Here is a 16,846-nt window from a genome sequence, read left to right as displayed (position 1 = left end):
ATAACAGATAGACCTACATATAAAGCTAAGCAGTTGATAAAGAGAGATAGAAAAGAAATCCCAAATATAGAGCACCCTATAATAGGTAATAAAGACCCCATTTACCCTGGTTGCGAAAATAGTGTAGACAAAAGAGTTTGTTTGCGTAATAGCGTTAGAAAAAGAATACTTAAAGAGTTAGAAGTAGAAAATGTAGTAATTGAAAATGCTATTTTAAAAGTAGGATTTAGGGTAGAAATAGATGGCAGTATAACTCCTTTTGAAAGAGATATAAAATCAAAAAACAAGCAACTACAGACAATAGCATTGCAAACTATTATTGGTTTACCTAAAATGATACCTTCTTACTCTAAAAAAATGGACCAAAATGTTACTGCTGGTAATATTTTTTATCTGATAATCAAAGACGGTAAAATAGCTAATTTAGAGTAGTTGGTTAATCGTATATCTACAGCTTATTATCAACAATAACTGCAACTTACCTTAAGTCATTATAAATTAGTACAAATGAAAACAGAAGAAAACATATCGGAAGAACTAGTAGCGCAATTAAAGGAGTGGCACAACACAGGCAACCATCTAAAAGTAGTGTTAGAGCTAAGGTCTTTACCAGAAACCAGTAAATCTTATGTATTAACTAGCCTTTTAGCAAGGGCATTAAACAATCTTAATCTATATGAAGAAGCACTTGGTTTATTGCAAGGTGTTAGCGAACAAGGCAAAGAAGATAGAGACTGGTATTTTCGTGTAGGCTACTCGTTATTTTATTTAGATGGTAGAGAAGTAGAAGCCATACCTTATTTTGAAAAAGCTATTGAGCTAGGTGATGACTATCCTTCAACTTATGAATTGCTATTAGAAGCAAAATCTTTTTTAGAGGAAGAAGTGGAGAATGATAAAGTAACTGAAGAAGAATTTGTTTTTGAGCCTAAAGCTAAAGCACAATTATCTTTAAATATGAAACTTCAACCGCAACATCGTGGTCATATAGAAGATTCTTTAGATTATATGTTGCGTATAAAAAAGTGGGGATGTGTTAGTGGTGGAGGCACATTAATTAGTAAAAATGGAGAACCAGAATCTTGTGATATAGAGCTTGATTTAATATCCTATTCTGAAGAAATGAAGGATAATATAATTATGGTCGCAAATAATATAGAGGTAGCAAAGGGTTCTAAGCTAAAATATTATGCTAAAGAAAAAAATGCTAATTCAAAATTTGATGTAGAATATCCAATTGGTAAATTGGTTGGCTTAGGATTATATATAGAAAAAAAGTTTTTACAAGAAAAAAATATAGAATTTGATGTGGTTACAGAATTGTATAACTCCCTTATAAAAATTCTTGGTAATAATGGTGCTTTAATACCAAGTTACAGTGAAAACGAAAATCAAATTGGTTTGTATTTTTATGGAGAAAGAGATTATAACTATTTAGCAAGTAAAATTTCTCCATTTCTTAAGGATAATATAGTGGGTAAAGAATGTGTTATAGAGCAAATAGCTTAAATCTGTACTTTATTTTTAATAGTTTAGTGTTTTATAACAAGTAAAGTAATAAAAAGAAAAAAGCTTGCTAAATCTAAGATTTAGCAAGCTTTTAGTGACCTCGACAGGATTCAAACCTGTAACCTCTTGAGCCGTAATCAAGTGCGCTATTCAGTTGCGCCACGAGGCCTTTATGTTTAAATTCCTTTAAACGAGGGTGCAAATATATTTCTTTTTACTTTTACCACAAAATAACTAAAGAAAAATATATGAATTTTAAAGAATATATTAGAGACGTTCAAGATTTTCCTAAGCAAGGCATTGTTTTTAAGGATATTACACCTTTGTTAAATAATGCAGAAATTTTAGAAAAAACTGCAGATGCGCTCTTAAATTTAGTAAAAGAGCAAAAAATAGACAAAGTTGTGGGTATGGAAAGCCGTGGTTTCTTCTTTGCAACCCTTTTAGCAACCAAATTAAAAGCTGGTTTTGTACCTGTGCGTAAAAAAGGGAAATTACCTTTTAATGTGCTTTCTAAGCCTTATTCTTTAGAATATGGTGAAGATGCATTAGAAATACATACAGATGCCATTAAAAAAGGGGATAAGGTGTTAATACATGATGATGTGCTGGCTACTGGTGGTACCGCTAAAGCTGTTTGTGAATTAATTGAAGAATTAGGAGGAGAGGTAGTACAGTGTAACTTTTTAATAGAACTAGATTTTTTAAACGGTAAAGATAAAATAGCCAACTATAGCGTTGCATCTTTACTACATTATTAGTCTATAGCATTTGTGGTTACATAATAACGCCAACCAATTACTGCTAACTGTAATTTACTAGCCTTAGATAAATCTAGCTGTTTTTTACTGTAAGATGGTAGTAGTATGCGATTAATTTTGGCAAGAAATTTAAAAAGAGCTTTTTTCATAAAAGTATATTTCTGCAAATATATGGTAATACTAAAAATAATAAAGGTTGCTTTTATAGCAACCTTTATTGGTATATAGGCCTATATGATTTTTCTTAGAATAGTATTACAATAATAGTTATGGTATAACTAAATAAAATTTCAGATAGAATAATCATAATGTGTGGTTTAAAAAGGTTAATAATTAGTTGTAAATAATCGATTATTCAATTAAGATATATATAAATTATACTCACTTGCAAATAAGTTAACTACTATTATTATAAGTGAATACACTATTTATAACTATATAATAATAATTGTTTTAATATTTAAACTTTAAGCTTGCATATTGTTTATATATGTAATGTTAAATTGTATTTTTTGTTTTAAAATGTAGCTTTTGTAGGGGCATTTTTGTGGTTTAATAATTCTACAAGGGGATTTTCATTCTAGATTAGCGCTTTTTTTGATGTTTCATTCTTTCAAGTAGTTGTTTTTGCTAGTCTTAGATACTTTTTTTATCAATTTTAAAATATAACTTTTTTAAAAAATATGTAGCGTTCTAATTGCTATATTTGCTCAAAAAAAAGTGATAGATGCTTAATATTGTATACATAATTATTGGTTTGGTTTTTTTAATAATGGGAGGTAACTGGTTGCTAAAATCATCAGTAGCACTTTCTTTAAGATTACAAATTCCAAAAATTGTTGTGGGGATGACGGTAGTCTCTTTTGCAACATCTGCACCAGAATTAATTGTAAGTATCAAAGCTGCATTAGATGGCTCGCCAGATTTATCTTTAGGTAATGTTGTGGGTTCTAATATTGCTAACTTAGGTTTGGTCTTAGGTTTTATAATTTTATTGGGTAGTATAAATGTTCGCAAAAGTTTTTATACTACAGATTGGCCTATTTTAATGTTTGCCTCTTTATTATTCTTTGGCTTTATCTATTTTGATGGTGTTATTGTTTTTTATGAGGGCTTAGTGATGGTTGCTCTTTTAATAATATATATAGTATATCTTATTAAGTTTCAGAAAACAGCAGTAGAAGATGAGGCTCCAGAGGATGATATGCCTTTACCTACGTTTAAAATGATACTATTTTTAGTGTTAGGTGGTTTAGGACTTTGGGGAGGATCAGAGCTACTGGTAAGTGGTGCAACAGGTTTAGCTAGGTTTTATAATGTAAGTGAACGTGTAATTGGTGTAACGGTAGTATCTATAGGAACAAGTATACCAGAACTAGCGGCATCTATTATTGCAGTAATAAAAAAGGAGAAGGCTATTTCTTTAGGAAACTTAATTGGCTCTAATATTTTTAACATTTTTGCAGTACTTGGTATTACAGCAATGATAACACCTTTAAAAGTTGTAGACCAAACACTACTTAGTAATGATATTTTGTGGATGCTTGGTTTTGCATTAGTATTGTTACCATTGGTTTTTATACCTAAAGGATTACGTTTGGGGTGGAGAGACGGAATTGTGCTCTTGGCTGGTTATGCTACTTTTATATACTTTACTATATAATACTACAGCTATTATAAAGTAACATTGTTAACCTGTTAGATATAAAAAAACGCCTAAGAAAAATTCTTAGGCGTTTTTAAAAACAATTAATTTAATTATATACTTAAATCTTTGCAGATTTTACAGTTTTAATAATTCTTCCAGCAATTTTGTAAGGATCTCCGTTAGATGCAGGTCTTCTGTCTTCTAACCAGCCTTTCCAGCCTTTTTCTACTGTAATAATAGGAATTCTAATAGAAGCTCCTCTATCAGAAACACCATAACTAAAATCGTTAATAGAAGCAGTCTCATGCTCACCAGTTAAACGTTGATCGTTAAACTCACCGTAAACAGCAATGTGCTCTTTTACTACTGGTCTAAATGCTTCACATATTTTCTCATAAGTTTCTTGAGAACCACAAGTTCTTAAAGTTGTATTAGAAAAGTTTGCGTGCATACCAGAACCGTTCCAGTCCATATCCTTACCTAATGGTTTAGGGTGGTATTCTATATAGTAACCATATTGCTCAGTTAATCTATCTAATAAGTAACGAGATACCCATATTTCATCACCAGCTTTTTTAGCTCCTTTAGCAAATAATTGGTATTCCCATTGTCCACTTGCAACTTCTTGGTTAATACCTTCAAAGTTTAAACCAGCTTCAATACAAAGATCAGCGTGCTCTTCTACTAATTCTCTACCGTGAGTGTGCTTACCACCAACAGAGCAATAGTACATTCCTTGTGGAGCAGGGTAACCACCAATAGGGAAACCTAAAGGTAATTGTGTTTGCGTATCCATAATAAAGTATTCTTGCTCAAAACCGAACCAAAAATCATTGTCGTTATCATCGATTGTAGCTCTTCCGTTAGATTCGTGAGGAGTACCATCTGCATTTAAAACTTCAGTCATTACTAAATAACCATCCTTACGTGCAGGGTCTGGATATATAGCAACAGGTTTTAATAAACAGTCAGAAGCTCCACCAGAAGCTTGTCTTGTTGATGAACCATCAAAAGACCAGATTTCGCAATCTTCTAGTTTTCCACTAAAGTCTTCTACTACTTTAGTTTTACTTCTCATGTTTTGAGTTGGCTTGTAACCATCAAGCCAGATATACTCTAATTTAGATTTGCTCATAATGTTGATTGTTGTAATTTCATTAAAGATGAGGCAAAAGTAATTTTTTTCATTGTATCTCCATAATTTTTATAGGGGTAATTGCTAAATTATTAGATGAAATTCTTGATACCCTTATTTTTTTAGGGGTTAATTAAAAATATTATATTTTTTATCAGTTTAATTACTAATTTTGCAATTCATACCACTTTTAAAACTATAAATATGTCTTTAGTAAGGTTCAATGCTGTTAAAGAAAGTTTGTCTAGGCAAAATTTTGTGATAAATGAAAAAGGAACTCGTTCTAAAAAATTTGGAAACCATGTTTTTAACGAGGAAAGAATGTTACAATTCTTAACCAAAGATGCGCTGGCAACTGTAAAAGAAGCTATTTTTTCTGGAGCTAAAATAGATCGTAAAATAGCAGATCAAGTAGCAGAAGGTATAAAGTCTTGGGCAATAACAATGGGTGCTACGCATTACACACATTGGTTTCAGCCATTAACCGGAACAACAGCAGAAAAACATGATGCTTTTTTTGATGTTTTAAATGATGGGCGAGCTTTAGAAAAATTTGGAGGCGGACAATTGGTGCAACAAGAGCCAGATGCTTCTAGTTTTCCTAGTGGAGGAATTAGAAATACGTTTGAAGCAAGAGGGTATACCGCATGGGATCCTACTTCTGCAGCTTTTATATATGATAAAACTTTATGTATACCTACAATATTTGTTTCTTATACAGGTGAAGCTTTAGATAACAAGGCACCTCTTTTACGTGCATTATCTGCTGTAGATGAGGCAGCAACTGCTGTAGCTAAATATTTTGATAAAAATGTAACTAAAGTAAATGCTACTTTAGGTTGGGAGCAAGAGTATTTTGTTATAGATAAGGCTTTGGCATACTCTAGACCAGATATTATACTTACTGGTAGAACCTTGGTTGGTCATCATGCAGCAAAAGGACAACAATTAGATGATCATTATTTTGGTGTTATTCCTAGTAGGGTGCTTAACTTTATGAAAGAGCTAGAGGTAGAGTGCATTAAACTAGGTATACCTGTTAAAACCAGACATAATGAGGTTGCTCCTAATCAGTTTGAGCTTGCTCCGGTTTTTGAAGAAGCAAACCTTGCAGTAGACCATAACCTATTATTAATGGATGTTATGGATAAAATTGCAGACAAACATAATTTAAAAGTCTTGTTTCATGAAAAGCCATTTGCACATATAAATGGTTCTGGTAAACATAACAATTGGTCGTTAGCAACAGATACAGGTACTAACTTGTTAAGTCCTGGTTCTACGCCAATGAAAAATCTTCAGTTTTTAACGTTCTTTATCAATACAATAAAAGCAGTAGATACGTACGAGGAGTTACTAAGATCTTCAATAGCATCTGCAAGTAACGATCATAGGTTGGGAGCTAATGAAGCGCCACCAGCAATTTTTTCAATCTTTATAGGCACGCAATTAAGTAGGGTTTTAGATGAGTTAGAAGGTGTTTCTAAAGGAAAATTATCACCAGAAGAAAAAACAGAACTTAAGTTAAATGTAGTTGGTAAAATACCAGAAATACTTTTAGACAATACAGATAGAAACAGAACGTCACCTTTTGCCTTTACAGGTAATAAGTTTGAGATGCGTGGTGTTGGCTCTAAAACAAACTGCTCTAAACCAATGACGGTTTTAAATACAATTGTAGCAAAACAGTTAATAGAATTTAAAACCGAAGTAGATGAACTAATAGATAATAAGAGTCTTAAGAAAGATGAAGCTGTTTTTAACGTTTTAAGAGAGTATATCAAAACATCTAAAAGAATTAGGTTTGATGGTGATGGTTATAGTAAAGAATGGGAAAAAGAAGCTAAAAAAAGAAAATTAAGTAATAACAAAAATACACCTCAAGCGTTAAAAGTTTTAACTTCTAAAGAGAGTTTAGACCTTTTTAAATCTATGAAGGTAATGAGTGATGTAGAGATTACTGCTAGACAAGAAATTGAACTAGAATCATACATTATGCATGTACAAATAGAAGGTCGTGTTTTTAATGAGTTAGTCTATAGTCATATTGTGCCAGCAGCATTGGCTTATCAAAATAAATTAATACAAACTATAGTAGGTTTAAAAAGCATTTATGGCGATTCTTATAAAACAATGGCAGCTTCACAAACTACTATTTTAGAAGAAATTCTAGAGCATATAAATGGTATTAAAGAAAAGACAGATGCTATGACCCAAGCACGTAGAGATGCAAATAACTTAAAAGATTTAAGTAAAAAAGCATTTGCTTATTGTGATAATGTAAAACCGTTTTTTGAAGAAATTAGACATCATAGTGATAAGTTAGAGCAGTTGATAGAGAATGAGTTATGGCCTTTAACAAAATATAGAGAGCTGTTATTTACAAAATAAAGGCAAAGATTTTAATAGTTACTTTTTAGATATTTTTAGTATTTTTTTAGATGTCTAATGGGTGAGTTACATTAATATCATATATTTGTTTCTTGATATAAATCAAACCTATTTGAAAATATGGAATATTTAGACTTTGAACTCCCTATCAAAGAGCTAGAAGAGCAGCTAGATAAGTGTCAGATAATTGGCAAGGAGAGTGATGTTGATGTATCTGAAACTTGTAAGCAGATAGAGAAAAAATTAACAGAGACTAGAAAAGATATATATAAAAATCTTACACCTTGGCAAAGGGTGCAATTATCTAGACACCCAAACAGACCTTATACATTAGACTACATAAACGCAATCTGCGGAGATACTTTTTTAGAGCTTCACGGAGACCGTAATGTAAAAGATGATAAAGCAATGATTGGTGGTCTTGGTAAAATTGGTGACCAAAGCTTTATGTTTATTGGTCAGCAAAAAGGATACAATACTAAAACCAGACAGTATCGTAATTTTGGTATGGCTAACCCAGAGGGCTACCGTAAAGCATTGCGTTTAATGAAATCTGCTGAAAAGTTTGATGTTCCTGTTGTTTGTTTTATAGATACTCCAGGTGCTTACCCAGGTATTGAAGCAGAAGAACGTGGACAAGGTGAGGCTATTGCACGTAATATATTAGAAATGACACGCCTTAAAGTGCCAATTATTGTTGTAATAATAGGAGAAGGTGCTTCTGGTGGTGCATTAGGTATTGGTGTTGGTGATAAAGTACTAATGTTAGAAAATACGTGGTACTCTGTAATCTCTCCAGAATCTTGTTCTTCAATTTTATGGAGAAGCTGGGAGTATAAAGAGCAAGCTGCTGAAGCATTAAAACTTACAGCAACAGATATGAAGAAATTAAAACTTATTGATGAAATTGTACGTGAACCAGCAGGTGGAGCTCATGCAAACAGAGATAAGAATTTTACAATTGTAAAAAACAAAATTATTTCTCATTTTGATGATCTTAAAAAGTTATCACCAAAAGAATTGGTAGAAAACAGAATGGGTAAATATGAAAGTATGGGAGTCTTTAATGGCTAACAGGCATTTTTATTCAAAATAATAAAAATCCAAAGTTTAATCTTTGGATTTTTTTTGGTTATGAACACAAATTCGTAACTTATCAACAGGTCAATTGTTAATCAATAGTGAATATCACTACACCCATTTTATAAGTTAACTAAACGTTAATTGCATACTTTAGCAAATATGGATAAGCCAAGCCCAGTAGTAGGACATAAGATAGATAAATCTACAATTATAAATTTAGAGAGAGGAAAAATACCACCACAAGCCGTTGATTTAGAGGAGGTTGTGATTGGTGCAATGATGATTGATAAAAAAGGTGTAGATGAAGTTATAGATATTTTACATCCAGATGTTTTTTATAAAGAAGCACACAAAAATATATATGAAGCAATTTTTAAGTTGTTTGAATCTTCTGAACCGATAGATTTATTAACTGTTTCTACCCAATTAAAGCAAGATGGGAAGTTAGATGTTTCAGGAGGAGATTTTTACCTTATTAAATTAACCCAAAAAGTTACATCTTCTGCTCATATAGAGTTTCACGCCAGAATTATTCTTCAGAAATTTATTCAAAGAAGTTTAATAAAAATTTCTAATGAAATTATACAGGAAGCATATGAAGATGCTACAGATGTATTTGATTTATTAGATGCAGCAGAATCTAAATTGTATGATGTTACACAGGGTAACTTAAAACGTTCTGCAGAAACAGCGCAAAACTTAGTAATACAGGCTAAGAAAAGAATTGAAGAAATATCTGGTAAAGAGGGTTTAAGTGGTGTACCATCTGGTTTTCATAAGTTAGATGAGTTAACATCTGGTTGGCAGCCCAGTGATTTAATTATTGTAGCCGCACGTCCTGGTATGGGTAAAACAGCATTTACCTTATCTATGGCGCGTAATATGGCAGTGCAATCTCAAATGCCAGTTGCCTTTTTCTCATTAGAGATGTCTTCTGTACAGTTAATAACAAGACTTATTTCTTCAGAAACAGGTTTGTCATCAGAAAAACTACGTACAGGTAAATTAGAAAAACACGAGTGGGAGCAGTTAAATGTTAAAGTAAAAACATTAGAGTCTGCACCGTTGTTTATAGATGATACTCCGTCTCTTTCTATTTTTGACTTAAGAGCAAAATGTAGAAGACTAGCATCACAACACGGTATAAAAATGATTATGATTGATTATTTGCAGCTTATGACCGCAGGTGGAACGCAAAAAGGAGGAAACAGGGAACAAGAAATTTCTACAATTTCTAGAAACTTAAAAGCACTAGCAAAAGAACTTAATGTGCCAGTAATTGCACTTTCACAGTTGTCAAGGGCGGTAGAAACGCGTGGTGGAAGTAAAAGACCAATTCTATCAGATTTACGTGAATCTGGAGCAATTGAACAAGATGCCGATATTGTATCGTTTATTTACAGACCAGAATACTATAAAATTGATGAATGGGATGATGATGAACACTCTCCAACACAAGGTCAGGGTGAATTTATTGTAGCAAAACACAGGAATGGTGGTTTAGAAAACATTAGACTTAAATTTATTGGTAGTCAAGGTAAGTTTGATAACCTAGATGATTTTGATTCTCCTGTAGAATTCCAATCTAAAATGAATGAAAACGAAGAAAATCCATTTTTAACACAAGGGTTACCAAGTGCAAATGAGGCTTTTGGTAGTTCTATGAATGATGGATTACCTCCCGAGGACGATAATGACGTTCCTTTTTAATTAATTATTTAAAAATTGTTCTGCGCTTTTTATGTGTAGAACAATTTTTTTTGCTTTTTAAGATTTGCTTAGGCAATATAAAATGAGATTTACTTACCTTTAAAAGGCAAAAAATATCATTTAGAATGCGCAAATACCTTTTACTTTTTTCTTTTCTTTTGTGTACGCTATGTACAATGGCTTCTAATATTCTAATTCCTATGGATGCAGAAAGTCAAAAAAATCATTTAAAAGCATATGGTATAACCTATTGGGTATTAGCTAAACAACAAAAAGTACATTGGTTGTTAAATTACAGAGGTGGTTCTTTTCTTTTACCAGATGGTGATGCTATTCGTAAAGAATGTCAAATAAGAGGAGTTTCTTTTGAGGTTTTATCTACAGCTCAATCAGAACAAATTTTAGAAGAAATTAGCAGCCCGTCTAAAAATCAAGATGCAGTTATTTTAGAAAAAGCACCTAAAATTGCAGTGTACTCACCCAAGGGCAATCAGCCATGGGATGATGCTGTTACTATGGTGTTAACGTATGCAGAAATTCCTTATGTTACCATTTATGACGAGGAAGTTTTAAGTGATAAACTGGCTTTATATGATTGGCTACATTTGCACCATGAAGATTTTACGGGTCAGTATGGTAAGTTTTATGGTAGTTACAAAGCTGCTCCGTGGTATATAGAAAATAAAAAGAAATCTGAAGAATTGGCTAGCAAACTAGGGTATTCTAAAGTTTCTGAGGAAAAAGCAGCAGTTGCTACAAAAATTAGAAACTACGTAATAGGAGGTGGTTTTATGTTTGCTATGTGTTCCGCTACAGATAGTTTTGATATTGCTTTATCTGCAGAAGGTGTAGATATTTGTGAGCCAATGTTTGATGGTGATGCATCTGATCCTAGTTACCAAACTCAAATAGATTATAAAAAAACATTTGCGTTTAAAGATTTTACACTAGAGCGTAACCCAATGGTTTATGAATTTTCGAATATAGATATGACTCAAAAAAGACAAATATCTAAAGAAACTGATTATTTTTCGTTAATGGATTTTTCAGCAAAGTGGGATCCAGTACCAACAATGCTTTGTCAAAACCATACATCCTTGGTAAAAGGGTTTATGGGGCAAACAACATCTTTTAATAGATTATTAATAAAATCAAATGTTTTGGTTTTAGGAGAAAATAAAATAAATAATGAGGCTAGGTATATTCACGGTATAAAAGGAAAAGGTTTTTTTACTTTTTACGGTGGTCATGATCCTGAAGACTATCAGCACAGGGTAGGGGATCCAAAAACCGAGTTAGAGTTGCATCCTACATCCCCTGGTTATAGGCTAATACTAAATAATGTATTGTTTCCTGCTGCTCGTAAAAAAAAGAAAAAGACTTAATTTTTAGTTTCTAAAAGTAGATCTAAAATAGTTTCAACGCCATATTCATCATTACTTTTAGTGCTGTAGTTAGCGGCTTTTGTAACATTTGGGTGTGCATTTTTCATTGCAAAACTAAAATCTGCAAGGGCAAGCATCTCTAAATCATTATTAAAATCTCCAAACACCATAGTTTCTGCAGAGGAAATATTAAACATATCTTGTAGTTTTTTTAAAGCGTGTCCCTTGTGTGCATCATTATGAGATAAGTCTAGCCAATTTTCTCCAGATATTTTCACCTTTAAATTAGATTCTAAGTGTTTTACCTTTGGATAGATAAAGGTTTCAGAGCTTTCAAAATGATAAATTGCTATTTTTAAAATATCATCATCATAGCTTTTCAAATTCTCTAAAAGTGCATATTCAGCATAGTACTCTTTAAATTTCATAATAAATTCTTCAGAGTTAGATGAGATATAGGCTTTCTTTTTGCCGCAGAGTACAGGATAAACATTGTCTATGGTAGAAATTAAGTCTAGCAGTTCTAATATAGTATTTTTATCTAAGCCAGTTTGCAGCAACTCCTTGTCTTTGTCTTTTGCAATGGCACCATTTTCAGCAATAACTAAAATATCATTTTTTATAGGGTGTAATTTATCTACTATACTATGGTATTGTCTACCGCTGGCAGCAACAAATAAAATGTTGTTTTCTTTTAATTTTTTAAATTGATTAAGGAACTTTTCACTAACCTCATGTTTAGAGTTTAGTAAGGTGCCGTCCATATCTGTAACAACCATTTTTACTTTAGATAAATCCATATGTTTTTGCTAAATTATAAGTAGCAAAGATATTCTTTATCTTAAAAGATTAGTATAAATAATACTTAATCATTTTGTAAATTATAGAGGTTTGTTCATTAAAGAAACTTAATACTCATTGGATATTTGTATAGTCTTTTTTCAGAAGCTGCCATACCACCCATTATTGGAGTTATTATCATTAATAAAGCTAGTGCAATACCAACAAAAAATAGTATAAACAAAAACAAAAAGCCTACAATGAATAACGATAAAACCATAGATACTAACAGTAGTATAGAAAATACAACAGAGTAAATTAGTACACTAATTTGAAAATTAATTACAGCTCTACCATGCTCATCCATATCTTTTATATCCTTTTTTTTTGAGGACCATATTATAATTGGCACAATAATGCCAAAAGGGCCTAAAAAATTTAGGAGCTGAGAATAATGCATTAAGGATATAGAGCTGTAATCTTCTTGTAATTCGTTATTGTGCATTAACTGTTTTTATGGTGTTTTTTTCGTAGTTCAAAGAACGTTAAAAAAGCAGTAATTAGTATGCATAACGTAATAAAAAAGTATGGTTTTTTTTCGGTAAGGTTAATTAAGAAGTCAGTCATCTCTGCAAATTCTCCTGTCATAATCGTTTCTGTATTTATAATGTTTATTGTTTTAGGTAGATGTAAAACTGCCTAAAGGTTGCTTTTTATTTTAAATAAAATATTAGTTATAGTATAAAACATTTCATAAGTGTAAATATTGTGTTACTAAAGCTTAAAGTTTTGTCAAAAAAAAACCTGCTCATAAAAGAGCAGGTTTTATTCACCTAAGCGAGATGAATTATTTTTTTACTTTACCTTGTTTACAATAGCTTTAAAAGCTTCTGGGTGGTTCATAGCTAAATCAGCTAAAACCTTACGGTTTAACTCAATGTTGTTAGCTTTAACTTTACCCATAAACTGAGAGTAAGACATTCCATGTAATCTAGCACCCGCATTAATACGAGTAATCCATAAAGCACGGAAATTTCTTTTCTTAACTCTACGGTCTCTGTAAGCATATTGCATTGCTTTTTCAACCGCATTTTTAGCTACTGTCCAAACGTTTTTACGTCTTCCAAAGTAACCTTTGGCTTGCTTCATAACCTTTTTTCTTCTGGCTCTAGAAGCAACTGAATTTACTGATCTTGGCATAAATTTTAATTTTTTTTGTAGTAGGCGGTCTTAATTAAGACACTTTGTTTTTAAGCCTAACTCCATGGTTAATAATAATTACCGTAAAGAATCTAATTACTTTAAACGTAACTGCTCTTTAATACTTTTTACATCAGACTCATGTACTAATCCACTATGAGTTAATGCAAGCTTACGCTTCTTAGATTTTTTTGTCAAAATGTGACTCTTAAAAGCGTGCTTTCTTTTTATTTTACCTGTACCTGTAAGCTTAAAACGCTTTTTAGCACTGGATTTAGTTTTCATTTTAGGCATTTTTCTCCTATTTAATAAATTAAATACCGAAAAAACTCCGGTATTTCTCGCTTAGTATTCCAAACTATTACATTTGGGTTATTTTAAAATACTTAACTAAAAGTATTTTTATTTTTTCGTTTTAGGAGCTAAAAACATTGTCATTCTTTTACCTTCTAACTTTGGCATTTGCTCTACTTTACCTAGTTCTTCTAGTTCTTGAGCAAGACGTAACAACAATATTTCTCCTTGATCCTTATAGACAATAGATCTACCTTTAAAGAACACATATGCTTTTAATTTAGCACCATCCTTTAAAAATTTCTCTGCGTGTTTTTTCTTAAACTCATAATCATGATCATCAGTTTGCGGTCCAAAACGTATTTCTTTAACAACAACTTTAGACGCTTTGGCTTTCATAACCTTTTCACGCTTCTTTTGCTCGTATAAGAACTTCTTATAATCTATAATTTTACACACAGGAGGATCTGCTTTTGGTGAGATTTCTACCAAATCTAATTCTAACTCCTCTGCTTTTGCTAACGCCACTTTAGTCGTGTAAACACCAACCTCTACATTATCACCAACCAAACGTACATTAGGTACTTTTATATCGCTGTTAATATTGTGCGGGTTTTTATTCTCTCTCCTCGGCTGTGGCCTAAATCTCTTTCTAATTGCTATAACTAATAATTTTTAGATTAAACTTCTATTTTTTTAAAACGACTTTAAGGTACTATTTATTTCGCTAGTTACCAAGTCACTAAAATCTTTTATTGAGATAGAGCCTAAATCTTCACCTCCGTGTTTACGCACAGATATTGTGTTTGTAGCCTCTTCATTCTCGCCAATGATAATCATAAAAGGGATTTTATTCATCTCTGCTTCCCTAATTTTCTTACCAACCGTTTCGTTTCTGTTGTCTAGCAGGGCGCGAATTTCGTCATTTTCTAATGAATTTAAAACTTTTTTCGCATATTTCTCATATTTCTCGCTAACAGGCAGTATTATTACTTGTTCTGGTGTTAGCCATAATGGGAAATTACCTCCTGTGTGCTCAAGTAATATGGCAATAAAACGTTCCATACTTCCAAAAGGTGCACGGTGTATCATTACAGGTCTGTGGTCTTCATTATCACTACCTTTATATGTAAGCTCAAAACGTTCTGGTAAGTTGTAATCTACTTGTATTGTTCCTAACTGCCAGTTTCTGCCTAACGCATCTTTTACCATGAAGTCTAACTTAGGACCATAAAATGCAGCTTCACCACTTTCTATAACAAAATCAAGACCTTTTTCTTTGGCTGCATTTATAATTGCATTTTCTGCTTTTTCCCAGTTTTCAACATTACCTATATATTTGTCGGGATTATTTAAATCTCTTACAGATACTTGTGCTTTAAAGTTTTCAAAACCTAAAGATCCAAATACATAAAGTACTAAATCAATCACATCTTTAAACTCTTCATCTAATTGTTCTGGAGTACAAAAAATATGAGCATCATCTTGAGTAAAACCTCTAACACGTGTTAATCCGTGTAGTTCTCCACTTTGTTCGTATCTATAAACAGTACCAAATTCTGCATAACGCTTTGGTAAATCTTTGTAAGAATGTGGTTTAAAATTAAAAACCTCACAGTGGTGTGGACAGTTCATCGGTTTTAATAAAAACTCTTCATCCATTTTAGGGGTTTTTATTGGCTGAAAACTATCTTCACCATATTTGGCATAATGCCCAGATGTTACGTATAGTTCTTTTTGTCCTATATGTGGTGTTACAACCATTTCGTAACCAGCCTTCTTTTGTGCTTTCTTTAAAAAGTTTTCTAATCTTTCTCTTAAAGCAGCGCCTTTTGGTAGCCATAAAGGTAAACCTGCACCAACTTTCTGTGAAAAAGTAAAAAGCTCAAGTTCCTTTCCTAATTTTCTATGGTCTCTTTGTTTTGCTTGCTCTAGTAGCTCTAAGTACTCAGTAAGTTCTTTCTGTTTAGGAAAAGAGATACCATATATACGTGTAAGTTGTGTTTTGTTTTCGTCACCCCTCCAGTATGCACCAGCAACACTTAATATTTTTATAGCTTTTACAATACCCGTATTAGGTATGTGGCCACCTCTACATAAATCAGTAAAGGTATCGTGGTCACAAAAAGTAATAGTACCGTCTTCTAAATTTTCAATTAATTCGGTCTTGTATTCATTACCTTGTTCTTTATATAAAGTTAAAGCTTCTGCTTTGGTAACGGAGCGCATTTTAAAATCGTGTTTCCCTCTTGCAATTTCAATTGCTTTCTTTTCTATTTTAGGAAAATCTTTATCAGATATAGATCTGTCGTCACCCAAATCAACATCATAATAAAATCCGTTTTCAATAGACGGGCCAATGGTTAATTTAACACCAGGGTATAGTTCTTCTATAGCCTGCGCAACAATGTGTGAAGACGAGTGCCAAAAAGCTTGCTTTCCTTCGGTGTCATTCCAAGTATATAAAACCAAAGAACCATCTTTGGTTAAAGGGGTAACGGTTTCTACCGTGGTATCATTAAATTTTGCAGAAATAACATTTCTAGCAAATCCTTCGCTAATGCTTTTAGCAACGTCCATAGGAGTGCTTCCCTCGGAAAATTCTTTTAAAGTACCGTCTGGTAAAGTAATTTTAATCATACCTATTATTAATATATAGTCTACAAAGATAATATCTTGTTTTCACCCTAACAATAATAAATTAGATATTTTACACTATAACAACATTAATACTTGTTGTTTTTGTAACAGAGGTTGTATACCTATATATAATGGTAGTAATTGTCTAGTGTTAATTCAAATAATTCTATAGCTCGATAATCGCCATTCAATAGTTAAAGTAATAGGGATTAAGAGCAGTTAAAACTCGCGGACAGATATTTTTTAAAAAAGCATCAAAAAAGAATAGGTTTTAAACGTCTGAAAAATAGCGTAGTAAAGCTTGTTTTAA

The 16,846-nt window shown here is 32.0% G+C and carries 15 protein-coding genes, 1 tRNA gene and 1 pseudogene; 8 read left to right on the top strand and 9 right to left on the bottom strand.

Features of this window, described 5'->3' with window-relative positions:
- A pseudogene (locus tag ABJD66_RS14275) lies at positions 1 to 432 on the top strand (hypothetical protein); the annotation flags it as partial.
- A 75-nt stretch (positions 433 to 507) separates the two neighbouring features.
- Complete coding sequence (locus ABJD66_RS14270) at positions 508 to 1,509, top strand: hypothetical protein (RefSeq protein ID WP_348132821.1); 1,002 nt, start codon at positions 508 to 510, stop codon at positions 1,507 to 1,509.
- Between the two features lie 95 nt (positions 1,510 to 1,604).
- On the opposite strand, the gene ABJD66_RS14265 is transcribed toward ABJD66_RS14270, so the two are convergent.
- Positions 1,605 to 1,678 (bottom strand) — tRNA-Arg (locus ABJD66_RS14265).
- Between the two features lie 79 nt (positions 1,679 to 1,757).
- Here ABJD66_RS14265 and ABJD66_RS14260 point away from each other — a divergent pair.
- Positions 1,758 to 2,270, top strand: a complete 513-nt coding sequence (locus tag ABJD66_RS14260) for an adenine phosphoribosyltransferase (RefSeq protein ID WP_100896459.1) — start codon at positions 1,758 to 1,760, stop codon at positions 2,268 to 2,270.
- Here the strand turns inward: ABJD66_RS14260 and ABJD66_RS14255 are convergent.
- Positions 2,267 to 2,419: an SsrA-binding protein gene (locus ABJD66_RS14255; protein ID WP_100896458.1), complete on the bottom strand. Its 153-nt coding sequence runs from the start codon at positions 2,417 to 2,419 to the stop codon at positions 2,267 to 2,269. The two genes, ABJD66_RS14260 and ABJD66_RS14255, sit on opposite strands and share 4 nt — an antisense overlap.
- Before the next feature lie 578 nt (positions 2,420 to 2,997).
- Between ABJD66_RS14255 and ABJD66_RS14250 the strand changes: the two genes are divergently transcribed.
- A complete protein-coding gene (locus ABJD66_RS14250; protein ID WP_303544271.1) occupies positions 2,998 to 3,933 on the top strand; it encodes a calcium/sodium antiporter in 936 nt (311 codons plus the stop codon).
- A gap of 103 nt (positions 3,934 to 4,036) precedes the next feature.
- Here ABJD66_RS14250 and ABJD66_RS14245 read toward each other — a convergent pair whose 3' ends face one another.
- Positions 4,037 to 5,053, bottom strand: coding sequence for a glutamine synthetase beta-grasp domain-containing protein (locus tag ABJD66_RS14245; RefSeq protein ID WP_348132816.1), 1,017 nt, complete (start codon positions 5,051 to 5,053; stop codon positions 4,037 to 4,039).
- Positions 5,054 to 5,257: 204 nt separating this feature from the next.
- Here ABJD66_RS14245 and ABJD66_RS14240 point away from each other — a divergent pair, with 204 nt between their 5' ends.
- From ABJD66_RS14240 to ABJD66_RS14225, 4 genes are all read left to right on the top strand, one after another.
- Entirely contained in the window at positions 5,258 to 7,444 is a 2,187-nt protein-coding gene (locus ABJD66_RS14240) for a glutamine synthetase III (RefSeq protein ID WP_100896455.1), read from the top strand.
- 120 nt (positions 7,445 to 7,564) lie between these two features.
- Entirely contained in the window at positions 7,565 to 8,518 is a 954-nt protein-coding gene (locus ABJD66_RS14235) for an acetyl-CoA carboxylase carboxyltransferase subunit alpha (RefSeq protein ID WP_100896454.1), read from the top strand.
- A gap of 168 nt (positions 8,519 to 8,686) precedes the next feature.
- Positions 8,687 to 10,237 carry a replicative DNA helicase gene (gene dnaB, locus ABJD66_RS14230; protein ID WP_100896453.1) on the top strand — a complete coding sequence of 517 codons (1,551 nt, stop codon included), beginning with the start codon at positions 8,687 to 8,689 and terminating at the stop codon, positions 10,235 to 10,237.
- Between the two features lie 125 nt (positions 10,238 to 10,362).
- On the top strand, positions 10,363 to 11,622 hold the full coding sequence (locus tag ABJD66_RS14225; protein WP_303544276.1) for an asparagine synthetase B: 1,260 nt from the start codon (positions 10,363 to 10,365) through the stop codon (positions 11,620 to 11,622).
- On the opposite strand, the gene ABJD66_RS14220 is transcribed toward ABJD66_RS14225, so the two are convergent.
- The 6 genes from ABJD66_RS14220 to thrS form a co-directional block, all read right to left on the bottom strand.
- A complete protein-coding gene (locus ABJD66_RS14220) occupies positions 11,619 to 12,422 on the bottom strand; it encodes an HAD family hydrolase (protein ID WP_303544279.1) in 804 nt (267 codons plus the stop codon). The two genes, ABJD66_RS14225 and ABJD66_RS14220, sit on opposite strands and share 4 nt — an antisense overlap.
- A 98-nt stretch (positions 12,423 to 12,520) precedes the next feature.
- Entirely contained in the window at positions 12,521 to 12,907 is a 387-nt protein-coding gene (locus ABJD66_RS14215) for a DUF4870 domain-containing protein (protein WP_100896451.1), read from the bottom strand.
- Between the two features lie 350 nt (positions 12,908 to 13,257).
- Positions 13,258 to 13,602: a 50S ribosomal protein L20 gene (gene rplT, locus ABJD66_RS14210; protein ID WP_013621964.1), complete on the bottom strand. Its 345-nt coding sequence runs from the start codon at positions 13,600 to 13,602 to the stop codon at positions 13,258 to 13,260.
- Positions 13,603 to 13,698: 96 nt separating this feature from the next.
- Positions 13,699 to 13,896, bottom strand: coding sequence for a 50S ribosomal protein L35 (gene rpmI, locus ABJD66_RS14205; protein ID WP_034647033.1), 198 nt, complete (start codon positions 13,894 to 13,896; stop codon positions 13,699 to 13,701).
- Between the two features lie 108 nt (positions 13,897 to 14,004).
- Positions 14,005 to 14,553: a translation initiation factor IF-3 gene (infC, locus tag ABJD66_RS14200; protein ID WP_100896450.1), complete on the bottom strand. Its 549-nt coding sequence runs from the start codon at positions 14,551 to 14,553 to the stop codon at positions 14,005 to 14,007.
- Between the two features lie 39 nt (positions 14,554 to 14,592).
- On the bottom strand, positions 14,593 to 16,536 hold the full coding sequence (thrS, locus tag ABJD66_RS14195) for a threonine--tRNA ligase (RefSeq protein ID WP_348132808.1): 1,944 nt from the start codon (positions 16,534 to 16,536) through the stop codon (positions 14,593 to 14,595).
- Positions 16,537 to 16,846: the final 310 nt, after the last annotated feature.

Origin of the sequence: Cellulophaga sp. (genome assembly GCF_039943695.1) — a bacterium.
Lineage (GTDB): Bacteria > Bacteroidota > Bacteroidia > Flavobacteriales > Flavobacteriaceae > Cellulophaga.
Note: the sequence above shows the minus strand (reverse complement) of the source record. Positions and strands in the feature narration are given on the sequence as shown.

Bases quoted from the DNA above. Each gene is read 5' to 3' on its own strand.
- ABJD66_RS14260 (WP_100896459.1), top strand. From the start codon at position 1,758: ATGAATTTTAAAGAATATATTAGAGACGTTCAAGATTTTCCTAAGCAA.
- rplT (WP_013621964.1), bottom strand. From the start codon at position 13,602: ATGCCAAGATCAGTAAATTCAGTTGCTTCTAGAGCCAGAAGAAAAAAG.
- ABJD66_RS14235 (WP_100896454.1), top strand. From the start codon at position 7,565: ATGGAATATTTAGACTTTGAACTCCCTATCAAAGAGCTAGAAGAGCAG.
- ABJD66_RS14240 (WP_100896455.1), top strand. From the start codon at position 5,258: ATGTCTTTAGTAAGGTTCAATGCTGTTAAAGAAAGTTTGTCTAGGCAA.
- ABJD66_RS14220 (WP_303544279.1), bottom strand. From the start codon at position 12,422: ATGGATTTATCTAAAGTAAAAATGGTTGTTACAGATATGGACGGCACC.
- ABJD66_RS14250 (WP_303544271.1), top strand. From the start codon at position 2,998: ATGCTTAATATTGTATACATAATTATTGGTTTGGTTTTTTTAATAATG.
- ABJD66_RS14245 (WP_348132816.1), bottom strand. From the start codon at position 5,053: ATGAGCAAATCTAAATTAGAGTATATCTGGCTTGATGGTTACAAGCCA.
- ABJD66_RS14215 (WP_100896451.1), bottom strand. From the start codon at position 12,907: ATGCACAATAACGAATTACAAGAAGATTACAGCTCTATATCCTTAATG.
- ABJD66_RS14255 (WP_100896458.1), bottom strand. From the start codon at position 2,419: ATGAAAAAAGCTCTTTTTAAATTTCTTGCCAAAATTAATCGCATACTA.
- ABJD66_RS14225 (WP_303544276.1), top strand. From the start codon at position 10,363: ATGCGCAAATACCTTTTACTTTTTTCTTTTCTTTTGTGTACGCTATGT.
- thrS (WP_348132808.1), bottom strand. From the start codon at position 16,536: ATGATTAAAATTACTTTACCAGACGGTACTTTAAAAGAATTTTCCGAG.
- rpmI (WP_034647033.1), bottom strand. From the start codon at position 13,896: ATGCCTAAAATGAAAACTAAATCCAGTGCTAAAAAGCGTTTTAAGCTT.
- dnaB (WP_100896453.1), top strand. From the start codon at position 8,687: ATGGATAAGCCAAGCCCAGTAGTAGGACATAAGATAGATAAATCTACA.
- ABJD66_RS14270 (WP_348132821.1), top strand. From the start codon at position 508: ATGAAAACAGAAGAAAACATATCGGAAGAACTAGTAGCGCAATTAAAG.